Annotated in this window: 22 protein-coding genes; 13 read left to right on the forward strand and 9 right to left on the reverse strand. The window is 64.2% G+C overall.

Annotated features, from left to right (window positions below; genetic code table 11):
- The first annotated feature begins 3 nt into the window (after nucleotides 1–3).
- Nucleotides 4–1,392, forward strand: a complete 1,389-nt coding sequence (locus HCR84_RS04945; RefSeq protein WP_166983988.1) for an MFS transporter — start codon at nucleotides 4–6, stop codon at nucleotides 1,390–1,392.
- A gap of 1 nt (nucleotide 1,393) precedes the next feature.
- On the opposite strand, the gene HCR84_RS04950 is transcribed toward HCR84_RS04945, so the two are convergent.
- Complete coding sequence (locus HCR84_RS04950) at nucleotides 1,394–2,815, reverse strand: MFS transporter (protein WP_235940790.1); 1,422 nt, start codon at nucleotides 2,813–2,815, stop codon at nucleotides 1,394–1,396.
- Between the two features lie 33 nt (nucleotides 2,816–2,848).
- A complete protein-coding gene (locus HCR84_RS04955; RefSeq protein WP_166983987.1) occupies nucleotides 2,849–3,736 on the reverse strand; it encodes an arginase family protein in 888 nt (295 codons plus the stop codon).
- Nucleotides 3,737–3,862: 126 nt separating this feature from the next.
- Between HCR84_RS04955 and HCR84_RS04960 the strand changes: the two genes are divergently transcribed.
- The 8 genes from HCR84_RS04960 to HCR84_RS04995 all read left to right on the forward strand — a co-directional run bounded on the left by HCR84_RS04960 (nucleotide 3,863) and on the right by HCR84_RS04995 (nucleotide 13,765).
- The gene (locus HCR84_RS04960; protein ID WP_166983986.1) at nucleotides 3,863–5,380 is read left to right on the forward strand and encodes a PucR family transcriptional regulator; all 1,518 of its coding nucleotides are present in this window, start codon (nucleotides 3,863–3,865) and stop codon (nucleotides 5,378–5,380) included.
- A 57-nt stretch (nucleotides 5,381–5,437) separates the two neighbouring features.
- Nucleotides 5,438–6,508 (forward strand): BMP family lipoprotein, encoded by a 1,071-nt coding sequence (locus HCR84_RS04965; protein ID WP_166983985.1) that lies wholly within the window; start codon nucleotides 5,438–5,440, stop codon nucleotides 6,506–6,508.
- A gap of 261 nt (nucleotides 6,509–6,769) precedes the next feature.
- Nucleotides 6,770–7,858: a BMP family lipoprotein gene (locus HCR84_RS04970; RefSeq protein WP_166983984.1), complete on the forward strand. Its 1,089-nt coding sequence runs from the start codon at nucleotides 6,770–6,772 to the stop codon at nucleotides 7,856–7,858.
- Nucleotides 7,859–7,951: 93 nt separating this feature from the next.
- Nucleotides 7,952–9,466, forward strand: a complete 1,515-nt coding sequence (locus HCR84_RS04975) for an ABC transporter ATP-binding protein (protein WP_166983983.1) — start codon at nucleotides 7,952–7,954, stop codon at nucleotides 9,464–9,466.
- Nucleotides 9,463–10,710, forward strand: coding sequence for an ABC transporter permease (locus HCR84_RS04980; RefSeq protein WP_166983982.1), 1,248 nt, complete (start codon nucleotides 9,463–9,465; stop codon nucleotides 10,708–10,710). The genes HCR84_RS04975 and HCR84_RS04980 overlap by 4 nt, the downstream gene beginning before the upstream one ends.
- Complete coding sequence (locus HCR84_RS04985) at nucleotides 10,707–11,993, forward strand: ABC transporter permease (protein ID WP_166983981.1); 1,287 nt, start codon at nucleotides 10,707–10,709, stop codon at nucleotides 11,991–11,993. The genes HCR84_RS04980 and HCR84_RS04985 overlap by 4 nt, the downstream gene beginning before the upstream one ends.
- 8 nt (nucleotides 11,994–12,001) lie before the next feature.
- Nucleotides 12,002–12,409 (forward strand): cytidine deaminase, encoded by a 408-nt coding sequence (locus tag HCR84_RS04990; protein WP_166983980.1) that lies wholly within the window; start codon nucleotides 12,002–12,004, stop codon nucleotides 12,407–12,409.
- A gap of 57 nt (nucleotides 12,410–12,466) precedes the next feature.
- Nucleotides 12,467–13,765: a thymidine phosphorylase gene (locus HCR84_RS04995; RefSeq protein ID WP_166983979.1), complete on the forward strand. Its 1,299-nt coding sequence runs from the start codon at nucleotides 12,467–12,469 to the stop codon at nucleotides 13,763–13,765.
- Between the two features lie 122 nt (nucleotides 13,766–13,887).
- Here HCR84_RS04995 and HCR84_RS05000 read toward each other — a convergent pair whose 3' ends face one another.
- Both HCR84_RS05000 and HCR84_RS05005 read right to left on the reverse strand, forming a co-directional pair.
- Nucleotides 13,888–14,607, reverse strand: coding sequence for a DUF998 domain-containing protein (locus HCR84_RS05000; RefSeq protein ID WP_166983978.1), 720 nt, complete (start codon nucleotides 14,605–14,607; stop codon nucleotides 13,888–13,890).
- Nucleotides 14,608–14,650: 43 nt separating this feature from the next.
- Nucleotides 14,651–14,992 (reverse strand): L-rhamnose mutarotase, encoded by a 342-nt coding sequence (locus HCR84_RS05005; RefSeq protein ID WP_166983977.1) that lies wholly within the window; start codon nucleotides 14,990–14,992, stop codon nucleotides 14,651–14,653.
- Between the two features lie 104 nt (nucleotides 14,993–15,096).
- Here HCR84_RS05005 and HCR84_RS05010 point away from each other — a divergent pair, with 104 nt between their 5' ends.
- From HCR84_RS05010 to HCR84_RS05020, 3 genes are all read left to right on the forward strand, one after another.
- Entirely contained in the window at nucleotides 15,097–16,227 is a 1,131-nt protein-coding gene (locus HCR84_RS05010; protein ID WP_166983976.1) for an adenosine deaminase, read from the forward strand.
- A 104-nt stretch (nucleotides 16,228–16,331) separates the two neighbouring features.
- Nucleotides 16,332–16,790, forward strand: coding sequence for a PTS sugar transporter subunit IIA (locus HCR84_RS05015; RefSeq protein ID WP_166984156.1), 459 nt, complete (start codon nucleotides 16,332–16,334; stop codon nucleotides 16,788–16,790).
- Complete coding sequence (locus tag HCR84_RS05020) at nucleotides 16,787–17,062, forward strand: PTS sugar transporter subunit IIB (protein ID WP_166983975.1); 276 nt, start codon at nucleotides 16,787–16,789, stop codon at nucleotides 17,060–17,062. Before HCR84_RS05015 ends, HCR84_RS05020 begins: the two co-directional genes overlap by 4 nt.
- On the opposite strand, the gene HCR84_RS05025 is transcribed toward HCR84_RS05020, so the two are convergent.
- On the reverse strand, nucleotides 17,059–18,747 hold the full coding sequence (locus tag HCR84_RS05025) for a phospho-sugar mutase (protein ID WP_166983974.1): 1,689 nt from the start codon (nucleotides 18,745–18,747) through the stop codon (nucleotides 17,059–17,061). The genes HCR84_RS05020 and HCR84_RS05025 overlap by 4 nt on opposite strands.
- Nucleotides 18,747–19,580, reverse strand: coding sequence for a purine-nucleoside phosphorylase (locus HCR84_RS05030; protein WP_166983973.1), 834 nt, complete (start codon nucleotides 19,578–19,580; stop codon nucleotides 18,747–18,749). Before HCR84_RS05030 ends, HCR84_RS05025 begins: the two co-directional genes overlap by 1 nt.
- Nucleotides 19,581–19,616: 36 nt before the next feature.
- Between HCR84_RS05030 and HCR84_RS05035 the strand changes: the two genes are divergently transcribed.
- Nucleotides 19,617–21,050, forward strand: a complete 1,434-nt coding sequence (locus HCR84_RS05035) for an NAD(P)H-quinone dehydrogenase (RefSeq protein WP_166983972.1) — start codon at nucleotides 19,617–19,619, stop codon at nucleotides 21,048–21,050.
- Nucleotides 21,051–21,116: 66 nt separating this feature from the next.
- Here HCR84_RS05035 and HCR84_RS05040 read toward each other — a convergent pair whose 3' ends face one another.
- The 3 genes from HCR84_RS05040 to HCR84_RS05050 form a co-directional block, all read right to left on the reverse strand.
- Complete coding sequence (locus tag HCR84_RS05040; RefSeq protein WP_166983971.1) at nucleotides 21,117–22,076, reverse strand: type IV toxin-antitoxin system AbiEi family antitoxin domain-containing protein; 960 nt, start codon at nucleotides 22,074–22,076, stop codon at nucleotides 21,117–21,119.
- A 160-nt stretch (nucleotides 22,077–22,236) separates the two neighbouring features.
- Nucleotides 22,237–24,006: an acetyl/propionyl/methylcrotonyl-CoA carboxylase subunit alpha gene (locus HCR84_RS05045; RefSeq protein ID WP_166983970.1), complete on the reverse strand. Its 1,770-nt coding sequence runs from the start codon at nucleotides 24,004–24,006 to the stop codon at nucleotides 22,237–22,239.
- Nucleotides 24,007–24,191: 185 nt separating this feature from the next.
- Nucleotides 24,192–24,878 carry a Maf family protein gene (locus HCR84_RS05050; RefSeq protein ID WP_244972568.1) on the reverse strand — a complete coding sequence of 229 codons (687 nt, stop codon included), beginning with the start codon at nucleotides 24,876–24,878 and terminating at the stop codon, nucleotides 24,192–24,194.
- Nucleotides 24,879–24,887 lie beyond the last annotated feature (9 nt).

A 24,887-nucleotide genomic window follows, 5' to 3' on the forward strand; every position in this document is an offset into this window, starting at 1 on the left:
AGGATGCCGCGCTCGCAGACCCTCAATCGTCCGCTGGCGCTGCTTGTCGCCGCCACGTTCTTCATGGAGAACCTCGACGGCACCATCATTCAGACGGCAGCGCCCCTCATGGCCGTCGACCTCGGTGTGCGCGCCGTCGACATCAACCTGGCGATGACGGCGTACCTTCTCACCCTCGCTGTCGGTGTGCCGGCGAGCGGCTGGCTCGCCGATCGCTTCGGAACCAAGCGCGTCTTCTGCAGTGCGATCGTCGTCTTCACCGTTGCCTCACTGCTGTGCGCGCTCAGTCCGAGCCTTCCGCTGCTCGTCGCCGCCCGCGTTCTGCAGGGGCTCGGCGGTGCCATGATGGTGCCCGTCGGGCGCCTCGCCGTTCTGCGCGCCGTCGACAAACGCGACCTGCTCGACGCCATCGCCTATCTCACGTGGCCCGCGCTTCTCGCACCGGTGATCGCGCCGGCGCTCGGCGGAATCATCGCCGACACGATCGGCTGGCACTGGATCTTTCTCATCAACATTCCGATCGGCATCGTCGCGATGATCTTAGGCGTCAGGCTCGTGCCGTCCGGGCAGATCGCGCAGCGGCATCCGTTTGATCTCATCGGCTTCGCCCTTCTCGGCGTCGCGCTCGCAGCCCTCGTTCTCGGCATGGAAGAGTTCGGAACGAACCTCGGTGCCGCTCTGTTGATGGTCGCGCTCGCCGTTTTGGCGGGGGCGCTCGGCGTCTGGCGGATGCTGCGGGCTGCTCACCCGCTTCTGCGCTTCAGCGCGCTGCGCATCCCTACATTCCGCGTGGGGAATGTAGGCGGCGGGGTATACCGCATGCTGATCAGCGCCGCGCCGTTCGTCTTCACGCTGATGTTTCAAGAGGGGTTCGGTTGGAGCGCGTCGCTCGCCGGCATCCTTGTGGTGGCCGTCTTCGCCGGAAACATCGTGATCAAACCGGCGACGAGCCCGCTGATTCGGCGCTTCGGGTTTCGCGCGGTGATCGTCGGCAGCAATCTTGCCGGCGCCGCCGTGTACGTGTGGTGCGCGTTTCTCACCCAACAGACGCCGCTCGCGGTGATCGCCGTTGCCCTCTTTCTGAGCGGCGTCTTTCGCTCCATCGGGTTCAGTGGGTATAACTCTGTGCAGTTTGCCGACGTCGACCCCGAGCAGACGAACGAGGCGAATACTCTCGCGTCGACGATGCAGCAGACGGCGGCGGGGCTCGGCATCGCCGTCGCCGCGCTCATCGTTCGTCTCACGACGAGCGTCGCCGACCTCGTGGACCCCTCAGATCCAGGGCTCGGCTACCGCTGGGCGTTCTTCGTCGTCGCCGCGATGCTGCTGTTTCCCGCGATCGAGGCGGCACGGCTGCCCGCGCAGGCCGGGGCGGGCGTCGTCAGACGGTGAGTCACTGTCGCGCGGTTCTCTGCAGATTGAGCGCATGAGCCTCCCGCTCGGTTTCGACGTTGGGCTCTGAACCCTTAAGGGGATGCCCCGCGCTCTCTCGCAGAAGCGTGATGGCGACGAGCCCGATGATGGACATGCCGATCAGGTAGAACGCGGCAGCGAACTGGTTTCCGGTTGCCCGGATGAGCGCGTCGATCACGAGCGGTGCTGTCCCGCCGAAGACCGCGATGGAGATGTTGTATGAAACGCCGAGGTTCGTTGTGCGGCTGCTCGTGGGAAAGAGTGCCGGATATGTCGACGCGAGGGTTCCCATATAGAGCGCGACCGGAATGCCGATGAGAGCGAGTCCCAGAATCGTGCCGGCGAGGCTGTCGTTGCCGAGCAGCGCAAACGCCGGGACACTCAGAACGATCACCCAGATTGATGCTCCAAAGAGCACAGGCTTGCGGCCAACTCGATCGGACAGCATTCCGACGAGCGGCATCGAGCAGGCCATGAGCAGCAGAAGCGGAAGCGAGATCAGGTTGCTCTGCACGGCGTCGTGCTCGAGAACCGTCGACAGATAGGTCGGCATGTAGGAGGTGAATGCGTAGCCCGCTGAATTCGCGGCAGCAACCAGGACGATCACCATCAGCAGTGCTCGCCAGTTCTCGGCAAACGCGCGAATCGGGTTGAGCTTCATCCGATCCCGGCGTGCACCGGTTTCGTGGCGCCGAGCCTCGAGCAGCGCGTTGAACTGCGGTGATTCCTCGACCCGCAGGCGGAGGTAGATGGCGATCAAACCGATCGGGCCTGCGACGAGAAACGGGGCGCGCCAGAGTCCATCGAGCATCGCCTGCTGGCCAAAGAACACCTGCAGAGCGGTTACTAGGGCGGCTCCGAGGGCAAACCCCATATAACTGCCGGCGTCGAGGAACGCTGCGTAAAAGCCACGCTTCTTGTCTGGTGCCGATTCGCTGATGAAGGTGATGGCACCGGTGAACTCGCCTCCCGCCGAGAATCCCTGCAGCATCTTGAGCAGCACGAGGAGCACCGAACCCAGGATTCCGACCGTGGCATAGACGGGCAGCAGCCCGATGGCGAACGTCGCCGATGCGACGAGCGCAAGCGTCATGAACAGGACGCGTTTGCGGCCAATCTTGTCACCGAGCCACCCGAAGAACAGGCCGCCGAGCGGTCGAAGAAGGTACGTGCTCGCGAACGTTCCCAGCATGAAGACAACCTGAGCGGCGGTGTCGGCCTCGGGGAGGAACACCGGGCCGAGCGTCACGATGAGGTAACCGAAGACTCCGACGTCATACCATTCCATGACGTTGCCGACGAATGTGCCGAGAACGGTTCGTCTCAGCTGCCGGCGCTTCACGACGTTGATCGTGCCCGTGTCATAGGGTCCAGTGAAATCTGCGTGGTTCGACGTGGTCACGATGAAAACTCCATTGTCTTGGTGAGGTTCGCGTCAGGCCCGCGCCGCGTGCTGCCCGAAAACTGAGAAGTAATAGCAGAGGTACGCGGCGAGGGTCGACGTCATATCGCGGTGGTCGGTCATCGGGTTGACCTCGGTTACGGCGAAGGAATCGCAGTGCGGTGCAAGCGCGCTGACGATATCGATTGCCTGGCGTGAGGTGATGCCCCCGGGTTCGGATGCACCGGCCCCCGGCGCGTGTGCCGGGTCGATGGCGTCGATATCGAAGCTCAGATGAACATGATCTGCCCCAGCGATTCTCTCGAGAACACGATCCACAACCCCCGCGCTGCCGATCCGGTCGACGGTGCGTGCGGTGATCTGAGCAGGACCGTCGGCGAGAACATAGGCACGTGACGACGGGAAGTTGAAATGGCGGAGCCCCACTTGCACGCTGTGATCGCGACTCGCGCGCTCCAACTCGAGCGAACGGCGCATGCCGCTTGACTGACTGTGCCGCCCCTGCTGCTCGTTCTCGTCCATCACATCGAGGTGTGCATCAAAGTGGATCACCGCGACGGTCCCCGCATCGGTTCCGTCATGCAGCCCACGTGTGCCGGCGTAGAGAAAACAGTCGTCGCCGCCGAGCAGGAGAGGCACGTGTCCGGCGCGGATGCTCTGGGCAATGCGATTACTCGTGTTGGCAAGCGTCGCCTCGAGATCGTGCGCCACGACGTGTGCGTCACCGCCATCAGCGATGCGCGGGGCATCGTGTAACTCACCGGTCTCAAGGGAATACACAGCGCCGCCCTCGACCCTCATCGTGATCCACTCGAGTGCGCGGCGGATTGAACCCGGGGCATAGCGTGAGCCGGGGACGCCGAGAGTCGATGCTCCATCAAACGGAGCGCCGACGATCTCGAAACAGCGGGAGTCTGCCATTCTGAATCCTTGATTGTCGTGAGATGTGACGCCCCCAGTCTGCGGTGCGTGTGAACGAGGGCCAATCACGGTTATCGTGAGTGCTACACATTCTGTTCACGGTGTGCGCGATAACTGGAGGGCGAAATGAGTGTGACGGTCGCGGACCTTCTGACGGAGGGATCTCTGCAGTTGAACTGTGTCGTCGGGCATGAACGGACGGGACGGCCGATCCGGTGGGTTCACGTATCCGAGATCGGGGATCCCAGTCCCTGGCTCAGCGGCAACGAGCTTCTTCTCACGACGGGACTCATAGAGCGAAGCGAGGCTGACGTGCTCGCGTTGTTCGGGTCACTTGCAGACAGGGGCATCGCGGCCGTCGGGTACGGCGTCGGCTTTGTCTCGGATGAGGTGCCGCAGATGTGGGCAGACGCGGCCCGCGCCTGCGGCATCCCCTTGCTCGCCGTTCCCTTGAGCACGCCGTATATTGCGATCGCCGAGTTTGTGTCGCGACGTATCGCCGCCGAAGAGCTGACTCAGGTCAATCGGATGCTGGATGTACAGCAACGGCTTGCACGGAACACGCAGACTGCGGAACTGGTGCATGACAGCCTTGTCAAAGTCGCTCGTGTCCTCGAGGCGACGGTTGTTCTTCGGCGGGCTGATGGAAGCGAGGTCGTCGTCCGGGGAGGGGGCGATCTCGACGGGCAGGAGCTCGACAGCATCCGGAATGAGATTCGCATTCACGGCGACTCGGAACGGCAGAGTGCAACTGCGGGCGTGAGGGACCTCGTCATTTACACATCGCGGGCGGCGTCGTCATTTCTCGCTGTGGCGCGCAAACGACGGTATTCGGCTGTCGAGCAGAATATTATCGGATCCGTTGCAACCGTGCTCCGAGAGGATTCGGAGAGCCTCAGTCCGCTGACGGTGCGCCAAGAACTTGCCGAGCTCGTTCTTGATGATGTCGTGCCCCCAGAGGATGCGCTGATGCAGATTCTCTTGCCCCGGTCGCGCCGGTGCCTCGTCGTTCAGATTGAGTGTGAGTGCAGCGATGGCTCCCTCGACGAAGCTGCTTCCCAGCTGCGTTCCACGTACTCAGCACAGCGCATCGAGGGACTCGTGATGCGTCGTGCCCCCGGCATTGTCGCTGTCATGTCTGATGTCGCTATGGGTTCCCTTGAGCCAATCGTCACCCGAGTGATGCAACAGGCGATCGGCTCCGACGTGCGGTGGAGAGCAGGCATCAGCGGGGAACACGCACTGAGTGACTTACGGGACTGCGTCAACGAGGCATCAGCGGCTCGACGAATGGTGCCGCGTGACTCAGACGGCTCACGGGTGGTCGCATACGCGTCGGTCGGCGCCGGCAACCTCGCGGGGTGGATCGCAGAGCAGGCGGCTGAACAACCACTCATGGCCGAGTGGCGTCTCCGTCTCGAGGCAGCCGATGGTGACTCACAGCGACTCTCAGGTAGCCTTCGTGCATTCCTGCGCTGCAACGGCGCGCGGGAACGCGCGGCTGCGAGCATCGGCATCCATCGTCAGACGGTGAACGCGCGTCTTGCCGAAGCAGAGCGGATCCTTGACGTCTCACTCGAGTCTCCGAGCGACCGCGTGCTCCTCTGGCTCGCTCTTGAATCAGGCGATCGGGGCATGATGTAGCCGCGTGACCGCTACGGTAGAATCACCCACCGTTGCTGTCTGTGAAAGGGCCGCCACATGATTCGCCGCAACTTCGCATGCATCGCCGCGCTCGCCGCGGCATCCGCCCTCATCTTGACCGGATGCGGCCAGGCACCCGAGCCCGATGCCGACGACGGCGCGACCGCGGAGTACTGCGCGCGCATGGTCACCAACTCGGGCGGGCTCGAAGACCGTTCGTTCAACCAGTCGAGCTGGGAAGGCCTCGAGCAGGCGCAGGACGAGCTGGGAATTGACGCCCAGGCGATCGTGTCGAAGACGCCGAGCGACCTCGAGCCCAACGTGGAGCAGGCCGTCGACACCGGATGCCGCCTGATCGTCACCGTCGGGTGGGAGCTTGCCGAGTACACGCAGACCGCTGCAGCCGAGAACCCCGACCGGCACTTCGCGATCGTCGACGAGCAGCTGGACGGCGAGAACATCACGTCTGTGGTCTTCAACACGGCCGAAGCGGCATTTCTCGCCGGGTACGTTGCGGCTGGCGTCTCGACGACCGGAATCGTCGGCACGTTCGGCGGCGGAAACCAGCCGCCCGTCACGCTGTTCATGGATGGCTTCGTGGACGGCGTTGCGCACTACAACGATGTGCACGACGCAGAGGTTGAGGCGCTCGGGTGGGACAAAGAGGCGCAAGACGGCCAGTTCACAGGCGACTTCGAAGACGTCAATAAGGGAAAGGCGACGGCGGAGTCGCTCATTCAGCAGGGCGCAGACGTGATCATGCCCGTTGCAGGACAGGTGGGCGAGGGCGCTGCGGCCGCGGCGGCAGACGCCGGAGACGTGTCGATCGTCTGGGTCGACAACGACGGCTATGAGACGCTGCCCGCGGAGTATCGCCCGCTTCTTCTGACGAGCGTGCTCAAGAAGACTCAGGATGCCGTCACCGACATCGTGAAGCGCGATCTCGACGGCGAGCTCGACAACGAGCCGTTCATCGGAACCCTTGAGAACGGGGGAGTGGATATCGCCCCGTTCCATGACATGGCGGATGCCGTCGGCGACGACCTCGCCGCCGAGATCGACGAGCTTCGCCAGCAGATCATCGACGGCGATGTGGATGTCTCGTCACCCAGCTCTCCGACGGCCTGACAGCAGCCGGCCCCCATACTGGGGTGCTCTGAAGTGCAGAACTATGCTCATTCGTTGAGGGTCCCGTGAGGGTTATGCTCATATGAGCAGTAACGTGCGCAGTGCGCGAAATGCGGCTTACGATCGCTCCACAAGGTTTGAGTTATCGATGTGTAACACTTCGAGGTCGAAGTGCCCGAGAGCGCAAATGAAGCGTGTCACATTCGGTAACCTGAGCCTGAATCCCTGCGGCACCGCAGGCTGCGCAACCTGGAGGTCACCTTGACAATCACAACCCGAAAGGCCGTGATGAGCGGCCTTGCTGGCCTGGGCGTCGTCGCCCTGCTCGCCGGCTGCGGACAAGCCCCCGAGTCCGCTGGAGGCGGCGGCTCGGACGGCGAAGCCATCGACTATCTTCCCTGCATCGTCTCTGACTCCGGTGGATTCGATGACAAGTCGTTCAACCAGTCGAGCTATGAAGGACTCGTCAAGGCAGCAGACGACCTCGGCATCGAAGAGAAGCACGTCGAGTCGGCGTCCGAGGCCGACTTCGGCCCCAACATCACGAGCCTCGTCGACCAGGGCTGCGACCTGATCATCACCGTCGGATTCCTGCTCGCAGACGCGACAAAGGAAGCGGCGGAGAAGAACCCGGACGTCAACTTCCTGATTCTCGACGACAACTCAATTGAGGCAGACAACGTCAAGCCGATGATCTTCGACACCGCTCAGGCAGCGTTCCTCGCTGGGTACGCGGCCGCAGACACCTCGGAGACCGGCAAGGTCGGCACCTTCGGCGGAATGCAGATTCCGACCGTGACGATCTTCATGGACGGCTACGCAGACGGCGTCGCGTACTACAACGAGCAGAAGGACACCGACGTGCAGGTCGTCGGCTGGGACGTTGACGCCCAGCAGGGACAGTTCACTGGTGGCTTCGATGCAAACGAGACAGCGAAGCAGACGGCGACAAGCATCATCAACCAGGGTGTTGACGTGCTGCTTCCCGTCGGTGGTCCGATCTTCCTCTCCGGCATTGAGGCGATCAAGGACTCCGGTGAGGACATCGCGATGATCGGTGTCGACGCCGACCTCTACGAGACGGCCGATTCAGATAACGAGATGTTCCTGACGTCGATCATGAAGCAGATGAGCGATGGTGTCTACAACATCGTCACCTCAGCCGCGAAGGATGGCGAGTTCGACGCAACGCCATATGTCGGAACGCTCGAGAACGAGGGCGTCGGACTTGCCCCGTTCCACGACTGGGAAGACAAAGTGAGCGACAGCCTCCAGGGTGAGCTCGACGAGATCAAGGCGGGCATCATCGACGGTTCGATTGACGTCACGTCTCCGTCAAGCCCGAAGTAGTCGTTACTCGCAATACACAGCACTGCGGGGGAGGCCAGCCACCCAGCTGGCCTCCTCTGTCGTGACGGACGCACAAACCGTAGGATCCCTAACATGAAGCTCGAACTTCGCGGCATCACCAAGCGATTCGGATCGCTGACGGCAAACGATCACATCGACCTTGTTGTCGAACCGGGTGAGATCCACAGTCTCCTCGGAGAGAACGGCGCCGGAAAATCAACGCTCATGAACGTGCTCTATGGTCTGTACCAGGCCGACGAGGGCGAGATTCTCCTCGACGACGAGGTGCAGAGCTTCTCGGGCCCCGGCGACGCCATGCGCGCCGGCATCGGCATGGTGCACCAGCACTTCATGCTCATTCCCGTCTTCACCGTTGCCGAGAACGTGATGCTCGGCCACGAGTCGACAAAATTCGGCGGTGCGCTTGACCTCGCGGCCGCCCGCAAACAGGTCATCGAGATCTCCGAGCGATTTGGGTTCAATGTTGACCCCGACGCGCTCGTTGAAGATCTTCCCGTCGGCGTGCAGCAACGCGTTGAGATCATCAAGGCACTGTCGCGAGACGCCAAGGTGCTGGTGTTCGACGAGCCCACTGCCGTGCTGACTCCGCAAGAGACAGACGAGCTCATTCAGACAATGCGGCGACTGAGGGATGGCGGAACATCGATCGTCTTCATCACGCACAAACTCCGTGAGGTGCGCGAAGTCGCAGACCGCATCACGGTTGTGCGTCTGGGCAAGGTCGTCGGTGAGGCCGAGCCAACGGCGAGCAACGGCGAACTTGCCACGTTGATGGTGGGGCGCGCCGTCGAGCTCACCGTGCAGAAAGATGAGCCGAAGCTCGGAGACGTGTCGTTCTCGGTCAAGAATCTCACGGTGATCGACCCGCTTGGCATCAAAGTGGTGAACGACGTGAGCTTCGACGTTCATGCGGGTGAGATTCTCGCGGTTGCCGGAGTGCAGGGCAACGGCCAGACGGAGCTCACCGAAGCGATCATGGGCCTCCAACCTCGTGTCACGGGGACCGTCTCGTTGAACGGCGAAGACCTCTCGGGGCTCGATCCGCGCAAGGTTCTCGACTCCGGAGTCGGCTACGTTCCCGAGGACCGCTCCGAAGACGGCATCATCAAGAACTTCACGATCGCCGAGAATCTCATGCTCGACAGGGCGAACGGAGCGCCCTTCGTCAAGGCGGGGAGTCTGCAGCTCGGGTATCTCGATACCTTTGCACACAAGACGAAAGACGAATTCGATATCAGGGCTCCGTCCATCGAGACGAACGCGGGAAACCTGTCGGGCGGTAACCAGCAGAAGGTGGTGCTCGCTCGCGAGCTCAGCCGCGAACTCAAGCTGTTCATCGCTGCGCAACCGACGCGCGGCATCGACGTGGGATCGATTGAGTTCGTGCACAAACGCATGGTCGAAACGAGAGACGCCGGAATCCCCGTCGTCGTCGTGTCGACAGAGCTTGACGAAGTTGCCGCCCTCGCCGATCGCATCGCCGTCATGTACCGCGGTTCGATCGTGGGAATCGTTCCCGGAAACACATCGCGTGACGTGCTCGGTCTGATGATGGCCGGCGAAAAGCCGACGGGAGCTGCAGCATGACCGACGTCGAGACCGATAAGAAGACTCCTGAGGCCCCGCGCGCGAACCAGCTCGCGTCGCAGATCATGAACAGCAGCACGGTGATGACCGTGCTGGCCGTCGTGATCTCGCTCGTCGTCGGCGCCGTGCTCATCGCCTTCACCGACAGCAAGGTTCAGGCGACGGCCGGGTACTTCTTCGCGCGACCGACAGACATGCTCGTCGCCATCTGGGACGCCGTGTCTGGTGCGTACATCGCCTTGTTCAACGGAGCGATCTACAACACGAACCGCGACACGTTCCTCGCCGGAATCAAGTCGATCACCGATACGCTCCATCACGCCACGCCGCTGATCGCCGGAGGGCTCGGCGTCGCGCTGGCATTCCGGGCCGGCCTGTTCAACATCGGCGGTCGCGGTCAGATGCTCGTCGCTGCCGGCGCAGCTGGCTGGGTCGGTTTCTCGTTCCACCTGCCGATCTGGATCCACCTGCCGCTCGCGGTCATCGCTGGCATCGTCGCCGGCGCGCTGTGGGGCGGCCTCGTCGGCTACCTGAAGGCGCGCACCGGCGCTCACGAGGTGATCCTCACGATCATGCTCAACTACGTGGCGTTCTACCTGATTTCCTGGATGCTGCGCACGCCGGGACTTCTGCAGGCGCCGGGCACAGTGAACCCCGAGTCAGCGGCAATGTTACCCACGGCGATTCTGCCCCCGATCTTCGGAGAGCGCTACAACCTGCACGCCGGATTCATTCTCGTGATTCTCGCCACCGTGTTTGTGTGGTGGCTGCTCAACCGTTCGAACCTCGGCTTCAAATTCCGTGCCGTCGGGGAGAACCCGAACGCGGCACGCACTGCGGGCATCAACGTGAAGAGCATGTACATCTGGTCGATGCTCATCGCCGGTGGGCTCATGGGTCTCGCGGGCGTCTCGCAAGTGCTCGGCACGATCACAAGCGGATTCAGCTCGGGGATCGACGCCGGCATCGGCTTTGACGCCATTACCGTTGCCCTGCTCGGCCGCAGCACCCCGTGGGGAACGTTCGCCGCGGGCATCCTGTTCGGTGCGTTCAAGGCTGGCGGTTACGCCATGCAGGCGGGCGAGGGAATCCCGATCGACATCGTTCTCGTCGTGCAGTCGGTCATCGTTCTCTTCATTGCCGCACCGCCGCTCGTGCGCTCCATCTTCTTCATTCCGAAGCCGGGCGCGCGCGGCAAGAAAGACAAAACGCCCAACGTGTCGAAGGAGGTGACGGCCAAGTGAGCTCCGTCAGCAATGCAGCAGACGTTCCTGTCTCAGAGAGCCTCGAAGTTGCACGGGTGCGCAGTTGGAAGGCGCCTATCGCCTTCGCGATCGTCACCATCGTTGCGCTCATTCTGTTTGTGCTGCTCTCTCGCGAGGGCGACACGACGTTCAAGCTGTCGAACGACTCAGATGCCATTGTTCTGCCGCCCCTTGTGCTGAATGCGGCAGTGAGCGGCATCGTCGTCACGATTCTGCTCGCTGGGATCACCGCTGTATCGGTGTGGCGCACCGTCAACTACCGTGCAACGTGGCTCTGGCTCATTTCGCTGTTCGCCGTGATCTTTCTCATCGGATTCTTCGGGTGGGCCGCCGCGGGCGGAACCGTTCCGCTTCCCGGATTCCTGCTCGGCACCGTCGCGCTCTCTGCGCCGCTGATCTTCGGTGCCCTCGGCGGTGTGATCTCGGAACGCTCCGGTGTCGTCAACATCGCGATCGAGGGGCAGCTTCTTGCCGGCGCGTTCAGCTCTGCCGTCGTTGCGTCGGTGACGCAGAACCCCTACCTCGGTCTGCTCGCCGCGATGGTCGCCGGAATGCTCGTGAGCTTTATTCTCGCGGCGTTCTCGATCAAGTACTTCGTCGATCAGATCATCGTCGGCGTCGTCGTGAACGTGCTCGTGCTCGGCCTCACCTCGTTCTTCTACTCGCAGGTGCTCACCGAGAACACGCTGCTGCTCAACAGCCCGCCGCGCTTCGAGCGCATCAGCATCCCGTTCCTCAGTGAAATTCCGCTGATCGGGCCGGTGTTCTTCCGCCAGACGATCATCATCTACGTGATGTACATCGCGATTGCCCTCGTGTACTGGGGCATGTTCCACACCAAGTGGGGCCTGCGCGTTCGCGCGGTCGGCGAACACCCGCAGGCCGCTGACACCGTCGGCATCCGTGTGAACACCACGCGGTTCTGGAACGTCTCGCTCGCGGGGGCCATCGCCGGTTTCGGCGGCGCGTACTTCACGCTCGGCTCCGTCGGCGGGTTCACGAAAGATATGACCGCCGGCATGGGCTTCATTGCCCTCGCCGCCGTGATCTTCGGGCAGTGGAACCCCATCAAGGCAACGCTTGCAGCGCTGCTGTTCGGGTTTGCCACGAACCTGCAGAACCTGCTGGGCGCTCTCGGCTCTCCCGTGGAGAGCGAGTTTCTGCTGATGCTGCCCTACATCGTCACGATTCTCGCCGTCGCCGGCTTTGTCGGGCAATCGAGACCGCCCGCGGCAAGCGGCAGTCCATACATAAAATCGTAGGAGAGACCGTGACAGACGACGCGATTGACTGGGACCGACTGCGGGATGCCGCGACCGAGGCAATGCGCAAGGCTTACGCCCCGTACTCAAAGTTTCCCGTCGGGGCGGCAGCGTACGCCTCCGACGGGCGCATTGTCACGGGCTGCAACGTCGAGAACGCGAGCTATGGCGTCGGCCTCTGCGCCGAGTGCGGGCTCGTCTCGAACCTCGCCATGACCGGCGGAGGCCGGCTCGTCGCGTTTGCCTGCGTCGATGGCAATGCAGACAAGCTCATGCCGTGCGGGCGCTGCCGTCAGCTGCTGTACGAACACTCAGAGCCAGGGATGCTGCTCGACACCGTCTCGGGAATCCGCACAATCGACGAGGTGCTGCCCGACGCATTCGGGCCGCGTCAGCTCGAAGACTTCAGCCGCTGACCAGCGACGTGCGCAGGCGGCGGCTCACCAGCATCCGCCCTGCAACGAAAGGAACGCATGACCGACCGTATTGAAGCGTTCGACGCCGTCGACATCATTCGCACCAAGCGCGACAAGGGCGAGTTGTCGACGGACGAGATCAACTGGCTCGTCGACGCCTACACGCGCGAGTACGTGGGCAATGAGCAGATGGCCGCCCTCGCGATGGCGATTCTGCTCAACGGCATGACGCGCCGTGAGATTCGCGATCTGACGCTCGCGATGATCGCCTCGGGCGAGCGCATGAACTTTGTCGGTCTCGGCAAGCGCACTGTCGACAAGCACTCAACCGGTGGGGTCGGCGACAAGATCACGCTTCCCCTCATGCCGCTTGTTGCATCGTTCGGCGTCGCTGTGCCGCAGCTGTCGGGGCGTGGTCTCGGCCACACGGGCGGCACGCTCGACAAGCTCGAGTCGATTCCGGGCTGGCGCGCCGACCTGTCGAATGACGAGATGTTCGCGCAGCTGCGTGATCTTGGCGGCGTCATCTGCGCGGCGGGCTCCGGTCTCGCTCCTGCGGACAAGCGGCTGTACGCGCTGCGCGACGTGACGGGCACCGTCGAGGCAATTCCGCTGATCGCGTCGAGCATCATGTCGAAGAAAATCGCCGAGGGCACCGAGTCGCTCGTGCTCGACGTCAAGTTCGGCTCCGGCGCATTCATGACCGACTATGCGAAAGCCGAGGAGCTCGCCCGCACGATGGTGGAGCTCGGCACAGACGCCGGCGTCGCCACGTCTGCGCTGCTCACCGATATGAACGTGCCCATCGGGACGGCGATCGGCAACGCGAATGAGGTGCGGGAGTCGCTTGAGGTGCTTGCGGGCGGCGGCCCCGCCGACACCGTCGAGCTCACGATCGCCCTCGCACGGGAGATGCTCACGCTCGCCGGGCAGCCGGATGCCGACGTGGAGTCCGCGCTCGCTGACGGTCGCGCCATGGACATCTGGCGTCGCACCGTGCAGGCGCAAGGGGGAGACCCGGATGCCGCGATGCCGACCGCTCGCGAGTCGCACACGGTCACGGCAGACCGCGACGGCGTACTCGTGCGCCAGGAGGCGCTTCCCTTCGGCCTTGCCGCGTGGCGCCTCGGCGCGGGGCGCGCTCGTGCGCAAGACCCTGTGCTGCACGCGTCGGGCATCGACCTGCACGTGAAGCCGGGCGAGGCGGTCCGTGCAGGGCAGCCGCTCTTCACGCTGTCTGCCGACGACGATGCCCGCTTCGCGCGTGCGTTCGATGCCCTCGACGGTGCCTACGAGATCGATGCGGATGCGGCGCCGTTCGACCGTACGCCCCGCGTGGCGGCTCGCATCGGCTGACCTTCGAACCGTCCCCGATGTCACCTCTGGAGGTCACCTCTGGAAAGTGACACGCCGTAAACTGTCGCCTATGCCTGGCGGGGCAAGCGCATTCCTTGGCATCTCACATGGGGCGTGACGTTTTAGGTGGAAATGTTGCCGCTCGCGGACGGATCGGAGGGCGGCTGCTGCCGCTCGGAGATGACCGGGTGCGGCGCGACGGTGTAGAGATGCGCTGACGCGAGGGCGAGCCAGAGCCATCCGGCGAGAACAGCGATCCAGAGTGCTGCGACGCCGGCGGGCGACTGCGAGAGTGCGGCGCCCCCGACGAATCCCACGAGAATGATCGAGCCGCACCAGGCGCCGAGCTGCACGTGGCGCGATTCACCGCGCGACGCTGCCCACCGTGCATAAGAGAATGCCGCTGCGGCGAGGGCTGCGAATCCGACACCGCCGAAAACGAGGTGAAGGATGCCTCCAGCAGCTACGGTCTCACCTGACTGCTCTGGGGGGAACTGTTTCGTCGGCGCCGGCAAGAACACGGAACTGAGACCGAGGCAGATGCCGTACACCGCCGTGAGCGAGCCGATCGCGAGCCCGCGGCCCGAGCGGATCGTCCGCAGCACCCCGTATGCTGCCGCGAGCACCATGACTGCTGTCACGATCGCGGTCGACTGCTGCATCCAGCCGTGCTCGCCGAGCATGAGCAGACTCAGCGCATCTCGCGTGAGATCGAAGCCCGGTCGTGTCAGAGCCAGCACGAGCCCGACGACAACGTAGAAGGGGCCTGCCACGACGCCCCAGCCCAGAAGGCTGCGGGTGACGGCTGCTCCGCGATCAAATTCCTGCTTGTCGGAAGGCATACGAGAAAGTGTAATTCACGAGCATCCGTCAGGTCTCGGTGGCTCAAGCGAGGTGGAAGTACTCGGTCAGACGTTCGCTCGCGGCATCCGGGTTCGACTCTGACGCGAAGTACTCCGCCATGGTTGCCTGCCATCGCGCATTGACGACGGTCGCCGCCATCTCTCGCTGCGCCCTCTCGTAGTCGTCTGTTTCGAGGTAGCCGACGACAAGGCCGTCTTCTGCCCGCAGAAAGAGCGAGTAGTTGTGCCAGCCCGCAGCGCTCAGCGCCTCGAGCATCTCGGGCCAGACGTGCTCGTGCACGGCGAGGTAGTCGTCGATGCGCTCGGGCTTGAGGTGCATGAGAAAGCACACACGCTCACGCTGGGGCTGGGTGTTCTGCGGCATCAGTTCGACGCTCCTTCGGGTCGTGGGCGACAGCATCCAGTACTCATGATACGTTTCACCATCCGATGCTGTTCAGGGCCGTCGGCGCACGATAGCCTGAGGGCGTGACTGATCTCGATGAGGACTATTCGCTCGGCCGCGTCAACCTGCGAGACGTGCCCAAGGTGTCGCTTCACGACCACCTCGACGGCGGGCTGCGCCCCGCCACAATTCTCGCCCTCGCCGACGACGAGGGCGTGAGCGTACCGGAGACGGATGCTGATGACCTGGCCGACTGGTTTGTGTCGCAGTGCAACGCAGGCAACCTTGTCGACTACCTCTCGACGTTTGACCTCACAACGTCTGTGATGCAGACCGAGAACGCCCTCGAGCGCGTTGCCCGTGAGTTTGTGCACGACCTGGCAGACGACGGCGTCGTCTACGGGGAAGTGCGGTGGGCGCCCGAGCAGCACCTCGAGCAGGGGCTCAGCCTCGACGAGGCGGTTGACGCTGTGCAGGCTGGGCTCGAAGCGGGCGTCGCCGATATTGAGCGGCTGGGACGCAGCATCCGGGTCGGTCAGCTCGTCACCGCGATGCGGCACGCCGATCGGGGACTCGAGATTGCGCAGCTCGCGGTGCGCCACCGCGACAACGGCGTGGTCGGGTTCGACATCGCCGGAGCCGAAGCGGGCTTCTTGCCCAGCAGGCACCGACTCGCGTTCGATTACCTTGCGCAGAACTACCTTCCCGTCACCGTGCACGCGGGCGAGGCAGACGGCCTGCCGTCCATGCAAAGCGCACTCGTTGACGGGCGCGCGCTGAGGCTCGGGCATGGCGTGCGCCTCGCCGAAGACATCTCGACCGTGCGCAGCGACGATGAGAACACGTTCGTCTCGCTTGGGCGACTGGCGGAATGGGTGAAAGATCGCGAAATCGCACTCGAGCTCAGCCCGTCGTCGAACTTGCAGACCGGGGCGATTGACGCGTGGGGAACAGAGATCGTCGACCATCCGTTCGACGTGCTCTACCAGTTGGGCTTCTGTGTCACGGTGAACCCCGACAACCGCACGCAGTCGGGCACGACGCTGACCCGCGAGCTCGCCCTGCTCGCCGACGCGTTCTCGTACGACCTTGCCGACATCGAGACGTTTCAGCTCAACGCAGCGCAGTCGGCGTTCTTGCCGCTCGAAGACCGCGAAGACCTTGTGGACGTCATCAATCAGGGCTTTGAAGACGCCGAGAGTTACGGCGCGTGACCCTCTCGCCGAAGGGACTCGCCTAAAATGGAGGGTGTTGGGCGCGCCCACTCGATTTCCGAGTGCGAGCGTCACGTGCCCACACTGAGCCTCTGAGAGTGCCGATGTCGTTGCCACCGCTTCCCGATTCCGCCCTGAACATTGGTGCGCAGGCGCGTGACTGGAAGCACGCCGTGATGCTTGCGGGCAAGGCTCTCGAGACCAGCGGTGCCGTGACCGCCGAGTATGCAAAGCGCATGGTTCGCGTTGTCGAGGAATTTGGCGCATACATCGTGATCGCGCCGGGTCTGGCCCTCGCTCACGCTCGCCCAGGGCCAGACGTGCACGCCGAGGGGCTCGCTGTCGTGACGCTCGCTGACCCGGTTCCGTTCGGGCATCCGCACAACGATCCGGTGTCTGTCGTGATCGGTCTCGCCGTGTGCACGCCGGAGGAGCACGTGGCCGGCGTCGCAGCCCTCGCGAACGCCTTCAACGACGCGTCGACGATCGACGCTCTCGCCGGTGCAACGACGCCGGACGAGGTGCGGCGCATTCTCGGCATCCCCGAGCAGGTGACATCGTGAAGCGCATCGTCACCCTGTGCGGCGTCGGCGTCGGCACCGCCGGCATTCTGAAGGTGAACGCCGAGCGCGTGCTCACGCGACTGGGCATTGACGCGATGGTGACGGCGACTGACGTCGCTCATGTGCAGCAGGATGCCGCCGACGCCCAAGTGATTCTGACGTCGCCCGAGCTCGTGAAGCACATCGGCCCAACGTTCGCCGACGTCGTCGAGATCAACAGTTACGTCGACCTCGACGAGATCGAACGCAAACTCGACGAAGCCCTGGGCTAGCGCTCGGCGATTCGCTTCGAGAAGGCGTCGAGGTCAGAGCGGATGCTGGTGAGCACACCGCGGGCTCGCTCGCTCTGCTCTGCGGGAGCGGTGACGTCGATGTAGTACTTGAGCTTCGGCTCGGTTCCGCTTGGCCGCGCCATGACCCGCGACCCGTCTGCGAGAGTGAAGCGCAGCGCGTCGGTGGGCGGGAGCTCGCCCGAGCCGTCGAGCAGGTCGTCGACGCTCGTCACCGAGACGCCGCCGATCGTTGACGGTGCGTTCTCGCGCAGCTCGGCCATGATCGCCGCGATCACCGAGAGATCGGTGACGCGCACAGACAGCTGGTCGCTCGCGAAGAAGCCGAACGTCTCGGTGAAGCCGTCGAGCATCTGCGCGACGTTGAGGCCGTCGGCCTTGGCCTCGGCGGCCACGGCAAGAAACGCGACGCCTGCCGAGATGCCGTCTTTGTCTTTGACGGCATCCGGATTCACGAGGTACCCAATTGCCTCTTCATACCCGAAGACCAGTCGTGGAACGCGCGACACCCATTTGAAGCCCGTGAGCGTCTCGACAAACGTCAGCCCGTACTCGGCTGCCACCGCGCCCAGCGCGGGTGACGACACGATCGTGCACGCGAGCGCCGCGTCCGTGACGCCAGCGGCCTTCGCCTTGCGTGCGGCATCCCAGCCGAGCAGCCACCCCACCTCGTTGCCGGTGAGCTGACGGTAGCCCTCGGCGCTTGAGGCGTCGGGAATCGCCACAGACATGCGGTCGGCATCGGGATCATTGGCGATGATGAGGTCGGCGCCGACTTCGCGAGCGAGAGCAAACGAGAGATCGAGGGCGCCCGGTTCTTCGGGATTGGGGAACGACACGGTGGGAAAATCGGCGTCGGGCTCCTGCTGCTCGGCAACCGACGTGACACCGGAGTAGCCCGCTGCCTCGATGACGCTCGAGAACGTCTGCCAGCCGACGCCGTGCATCGCCGTGTAGACGATGCTCAGCTGCTCTGCGCCACGGGGGAGCAGGGCTGCCGCCGCGGCAACGTACGCGTCGACGACCGACTCGTCTGCCGTTTCGAACCCCGCGGTGCGCGGCAGCGTGAGAACGTTCTCGTCGCGGGCGACGCGGGCGATCTGCTCCGCGATCTCGCCATCGACCGGAGGCACGATCTGCGAGCCGTCGTCGTCACCGCCGAGGTAGACCTTGTAGCCGTTGTCTTGAGGCGGGTTGTGGCTCGCCGTCACCATGACGCCAGCGGATGCCCCGAGGTGGCGAACGGCGAAGGCGAGAACGGGCGTCGGCAGAAGCCGCGGCAGAAGAATGGCGCGAACCCCGGCCCCCGCCATGAGCTCCGCGGTGTCGCGCGCGAAGATGTCAGAGTTTGTGCGGCCGTCGTAGCCGATCACGACGGAGGGCGAGTCCTCACGCGCGCGCAAGAACGCTGCGAGCCCGGCAGCTGCCTGCGACACGAGCACGCGGTTCATGCGCGCCGACCCGGCGCCGATGCGGCCGCGCAGGCCAGCCGTGCCGAAGGAGAGCCGCGAATCGAATCGTGCGTGAAGCTCGTCGAGTGCGATCTCGCTTCCGGCCTCTGCATCCCGAACCAGGGTGTCGAGCTCGATACCGGTCGTCTCATCTGGGTCCTGCACGAGCCAGGCCTTCGCCGTATCGATGATGGGGTCGTGCGTGTTCTCAGCCATTACAGCTCCGTGACGATTCGTGCAAGAAGGGTGCTGATCGCTGCCTCTGCGGCGCGACCGGCTTCGATCACCTCTTCGTGGCTCAATGGGGTTGCCTGAATGCCGGCGGCGAGGTTCGTGATGAGCGACATGCCCAGCACTTCCATTCCGGCCTGGCGGGCGGCGATTGCCTCGAGGGCCGTTGACATTCCGACGATGTGGCCGCCGAGCGTTTTCGCCATCTGCACCTCGGCCGGCGTCTCGTAGTGGGGGCCGCGGAACTGGCAGTAGACGCCCTCGTCGAGCGACGGGTCGACGCTGTGGGCGATGTCGCGCAGCCGCTGCGCGTAGAGGTCGGTGAGATCGACAAACGTGGCCCCCTCGAGCGGCGAGTCTGAGGTGAGGTTGATGTGATCGTTGATCAGCACGGGGGTTCCGGGCTTCCAGTGCTCTTTGATGCCGCCGGCGCCATTGGTCAGGATCATCGTCTTCGCGCCCGCTGCGGCGGCCGTGCGCACCGAGTGGACGACGCGTCGAACGCCGTGGCCCTCGTAATAGTGCGTGCGTGCGCCGATCACGAGAGCTCGCTTGCCGCTCGGCAGCACGATTGACCGAATCGTGCCGACGTGGCCGTCGAGTGCGGGCTTCGAGAACCCGGTGATCTCTGTCGCTGGCACCGTCGCCGTCGTCTCTCCGATGAGATCGGCGGCCTTGCCCCACCCGGAGCCGAGCGTCAGTGCAATGTCGTGGTGGTCGACGCCGGTGGTCTTGGCGATATCTGCTGCTGCGAGCTGTGCGACCTCGAACGGGTCGGCGGTCGCAGCATCCAGCGGGTTCGTGTGCGTCTCTGGCATCCAACCAGTCTAAGCGGTGCAGATAGACTGGTGCATATGGCGTATGAGTTTGAACGCAAGCAACGGATCGCTGTTGTTGGCGGGGGCCCCGGCGGGTATGAGGCAGCACTTTCGGGCGCACAGCTCGGGGCCGAGGTTACGCTGATCGAGAGGGCGGGAGTCGGCGGGTCCGCGGTGATCACCGATGTCGTGCCGTCGAAGGGGCTGATCGCGACGGCCGAGGCGGCGAAGTCGATCAGCGGTGCCTCAGATCTGGGCGTGCAGTTCTTTGCCCGCCACGACACGACGGGCAAGCCGATCCGGCCCGAGGTCACGGTGAACCTGTCTGCGGTGAATAAGCGGCTGACGTCGTTGGCGCGGCAGCAGTCTGAAGATATGCGTGCGAACCTCGTGCACGCCGGAGTGCGCATCGTGCAGGGCGAGGGGCGACTTGAGGGCGACAACTCGGTGATCGTCTCGACGGGGCCTGGCGGTACAGACTTCGACCAGGTCGAGGCCGACACGATCGTCGTCTCAGTCGGCGCATCGCCGCGAGAGCTTCCCACGGCGAAGCCAGACGGGGAGAGAATCCTCACGTGGACGCAGCTGTACGAACTCGACAGCATCCCTGAGCATCTCATCGTCGTTGGCTCCGGTGTGACCGGCGCCGAATTTGCGTCAGCCTACTGCGTGCTCGGTGCGAAGGTGACGCTGATCTCGAGCCGCGACCGGGTTCTGCCTGGCGAAGACATCGACGCAGCGAACGTGATCGAGCGCGTGTTCAAGCGCGACGGCATGAACGTGCTCAACAAGTCGCGCGCCGAGAAGGTGGAGCGCACAGAGAACGGTGTGATCGCGACGCTCACAGACGGACGCACCGTTGAGGGCAGCCACTGCCTCGTCGCCGTCGGCTCGGTGCCCAACACCGAGAACATCGGTCTCACAGAGGCGGGCGTGCAGCTCACGGAGTCGGGGCACATTCGTGTCAACCGTGTGTCGCGCACGTCGATTCCAAACATCTACGCGGTCGGGGACTGCACGGCAGAGATTCCGCTTGCCTCGGTCGCATCGATGTCGGGGCGCACCGCCGTCTTCCACGCGATGGGCGACGTCGTCAATCCGATCGAGGTGCGCAACGTCACCTCCAACATCTTCACGCAGCCCGAGATCGCCACGGTGGGCTGGAGCCAGCGCGAAATCGAAGAGGGAATCGCGCAGGGCACGATCTACAAGCTGCCGTTGTCGGCCAACCCACGCGCAAAGATGATCGGCGTGCGCGACGGTTTCGTCAAGCTGTTTGCGCGTCAGGGATCGGGAACGGTGATCGGCGGGGTGATTGTTGCGCCGCGAGCATCCGAGCTGATCTTCCCGCTTGCGCTTGCTGTCGAGCACCGGCTTACCGTTGATGAGGTAGCGAGCGCCTATACGGTCTACCCGTCGCTTACGGGCTCCATTTCGGATGCTGCGCGGGCAATGCACATCGTGCTCTGACGCGGGCGCACCTCGCATCGCGGCGTGCTGCACGTTGGTGTGACGTGCCTGCCCCAACAGAACTCGTCATTCGGGAAGTAGACGTTGCCCTTCGCTGGGGAGCCCCTTCGATGACAGGATGCGGTACAGACGCTGAGGGTCGTCGAGATCGCGCTTCTCCCAGCGAGAGAATGCGTCGACATTGCGCCTGATCGCGTCTTCACGGCGCTTCTCAGCCATGACGATCTCATTGGCTGAACGCCCGTTCTGATACTCGGGCGAGAGGTACTTTCCCTTGCCATCGAACTCCGCCCAGTGACGATATCTTTTCCACCAGAAGTCTGCTCGGTACGTCTTGCCGTCGCACGTCAGCGTGCACTGGAGTTCTGGCGGCGGGAATCCGAGCTCGTGAATGAGCACGCGGCTGCGTGACTCCTGCACGGAGTCGGATAGATCCGTCGAAAATGCAAGGGCCTGCAGCGCTCGCCAGTAGCCGGGCCGTTTCGACTGCGACTCGAGAGATGCCGTCAGCTCGGCGAGTGTGAGCATCGGATGACGTCGATTCCGTAGAGCATCAAACATTGCGACGCGCTCTGTAAATGGAAGCATGAGGGCAAGATCCGCAGCCGTGCGGGCAAGCGACGTTACCGTGACACCGTCGATCGTGACGACGTCGTCGGCGCTGAGCTTAGCCATCTTGCGCGTCACCGCCCCCGATGAGCGACCGCCCTTTTTACTGCCTGTCGGTGGAACTGTGACACACACGCGATCAGGCCAAGAGCCGAGAAGCGTGCTCTTGTGGATGGACGCGGCCGAGTGGTGCGAGTAAACAACATCGCCGAGTCGAGGCAGTTGCGCGAAAACACGCAGTTTGTGGCGCGCATCTGGGTAGGACGACGTCCACGTGTCGGCCGAAACATAGACGCCAGGGGCGATCCGCACAAGTTCGCCATCTCGCACCGCTCGAACGAGGTGGTTGTGCGAACGGCCGCTCGCGGTGAAATCGGCATGGCGGATAAGTATCTCGTTGGCCTCGGCTCTGTTCATACCGCGATCATCGCTTGATTCGCGCACAGCAGCGGCCGACGGCGCTCGCGTGTGAATAACGTTCGACGCGAACACCATGTGGACGGATATTGAGATGCTACAGAAGGGAATCGGGGAGCCTCAAACGTGAGGCTCCCCGATTCCCTTCTGGCTCAGTCGGCTACACGTCCGCGATCGAGAGCAGGCGATGACCAGACGAGACGGTCTGCCCCACCGGGGCATTGATGTCAGCGACGACGCCATCACGGGGTGCCGCGATCGGCTGCTCCATCTTCATCGCCTCGAGCACAAGCAGCAGGTCGCCCTTGACGACCTTCTGCCCCTCCTCAGCGACGAGCTTCACGATTGTCGCCTGCATCGGCGCGGCAATGTCATTGCTGCTCGACGTGGCGGTCGCGCGAGCGTGGCCTCCGCGCTTCGGTGCGGCGGGAGCAACCCGGTGCGAACCGGCATCCGTTGGGAGAATGCGCGAGGGCAGGCTCACCTCAAGGCGTTTGCCCGACACCTCGACGACGACGCTGTGCCGTTCATCGAGGGGCTTCGGGTCGCCCAGCTCGCCGTCCCACGGCTCGATGTCGTTGTCGAACTCCGTCTCGATCCACCGTGTGTACACGCCGAACGTGCCGTCCTCGGCCGTGAATGCCGGGTCGTTCACGATCTTGCGGTGGAACGGCAGCACCGTCGGCATGCCGGTCACCTCGAACTCCTCGAGGGCACGACGCGAGCGCTCCAGTGCCTCGGCACGGGTGTTGCCTGTGACGATCAGCTTGCCGAGCAGCGAGTCGAACGCTCCCGAGATCTCATCGCCCGTTGTGACGCCCGAGTCGAGGCGGATGCCGGGGCCGCCGAACGTGCGGAACTCGTGAATGGGGCCGGGCTGCGGCAAGAAGTTACGCCCCGGGTCTTCGCCGTTGATGCGAAACTCGAACGAATGACCGGATGCCACGGGGTCGGCGTAATCGATCGTGCCCCCCTCGGCGATGCGGAACTGCTCGCGCACCAGGTCGATGCCCGTGACTTCTTCGGACACGGGGTGCTCCACCTGGAGTCGCGTATTCACCTCGAGGAACGACACTGTGCCATCCGTGCCGATGAGGAACTCGCAGGTTCCCGCACCGACGTAGCCGACCTCGGCGAGGATCGCCTTCGACGACTCGTACAGCTGGGTGATCTGCGCATCGGTGAGAAAGGGCGCTGGCGCCTCTTCGACGAGCTTCTGGTGGCGGCGCTGCAGAGAGCAGTCGCGCGTGGAGATGATGGCGACGGTGCCCTCGGCATCCGCGAGGCACTGGGTCTCGACGTGACGCGGTTTGTCGAGGTACTTCTCGACGAAGCACTCGCCGCGACCGAACGCGGCAACGGCCTCGCGCGTCGCCGACTCGAACTGCTCGGCTACCTCGTCGCGAGTGCGCGCGACTTTCAGCCCGCGGCCGCCTCCGCCGAAGGCCGCCTTGATGGCGACGGGCAGCCCGTGTTCGTCGACGAACTCGAGCACCTCGTCTGCGTTTTCGACGGGGTTGAGCGTTCCCGGTGCGAGTGGTGCGCCCACCTTCTCGGCGACGTGGCGTGCGGTGACTTTATCGCCCAGCTGCTCAATCGCCTCGGGGGAGGGGCCGACCCAGACGAGGCCGGCGTCGATGACGGCGCGCGCGAAGTCGGCGTTCTCGGCGAGAAACCCGTAGCCGGGGTGCACGGCGTCGGCGCCCGACCGGCGGGCCACCGAGAGGAGCTTGTCGATCACGAGGTACGTGTCGGCGCTCGTCGTGCCGTCGAGGGCGTACGCCTCGTCAGCGAGCTTGACGTGCAGGGCGTCGCGATCCTGGTCGGCGTACACCGCGACCGATGACCGGCCCGAGTCACGAGCAGCGCGAATGATGCGGACAGCGATCTCGCCGCGATTGGCGATCAGAACCTTCGTTATTCGTGGCACAGTTCCCAAGCCTAAACCGACAGCGGCCCGCAAAATTGGGCGACCTCAACAAAAATGCAGCAGAAACGGTGGATATGCTGCACAAACACACGGCCGACCGGATGCTGTCGCGCGAACGCCCGCGCGTGTCATTGGGCGGGTGGCGATCGTGGGGGCGCGCGTGAGGACGCCACGCCAGCCCACCGTCATTCCGCTCGCGCGGGCGCCGGCTGCCAGAGGTGCGTCCACTCGAATCCGAGTTCGCGCACCAGCCGACGCAGCGCCGGAATCGAGAGCCCGACGACCGTTGACGGGTCGCCGCTCACGGAATCGACGAACGCCGACCCGAGGCTGTCGATGGTGAACGCGCCGGCGACGCTCAGCGGCTCGCCGCTCGCGATGTAGGCGTCGATCTCGCCGTCTGTCATGTCGGAGGCGAACGAGACATCGGATGCCGAGACGCTGCGTGCGTCGGCATTCGCTGCCAGGTCGATCAGGCAGTGCCCAGAGAACAGCGTTCCCGTGCGCCCGCGCTGCAGCAGCCAGCGCCGCCGCGCCTCCTCCGGCGTGTGCGGTTTGCCATAGATCGTGCCATCGAGAACGAACACGGAGTCGCCGCCGAACACCAGGCCGCTCGTCTCGCCTCGCTGCCGAAGCAGGCGCGCGCCGGCCTCCGCCTTGGCCCGCGCAAGCAGATCAACGGTCTGCGACGGAGTCAGGGGAACGCCGGCTTCGCGCTCCGCGCTCTCGACCGCGGCATGCTCGTCGACGTCGGGCGCGAAGGCGTGCGCGTTGATTCCTGCCTGCGCCAGCAGCATGCGGCGGGCGGGTGACGTCGACGCCAGGTGAAAGATGGGCATGTGGTCCTCTCGGGCGGGCGCGGGGTGTGACATGCTCGAAAG

Source organism: Paramicrobacterium fandaimingii, from assembly GCF_011751745.2.
In the GTDB taxonomy this organism is placed as follows: domain Bacteria; phylum Actinomycetota; class Actinomycetes; order Actinomycetales; family Microbacteriaceae; genus Paramicrobacterium; species Paramicrobacterium fandaimingii.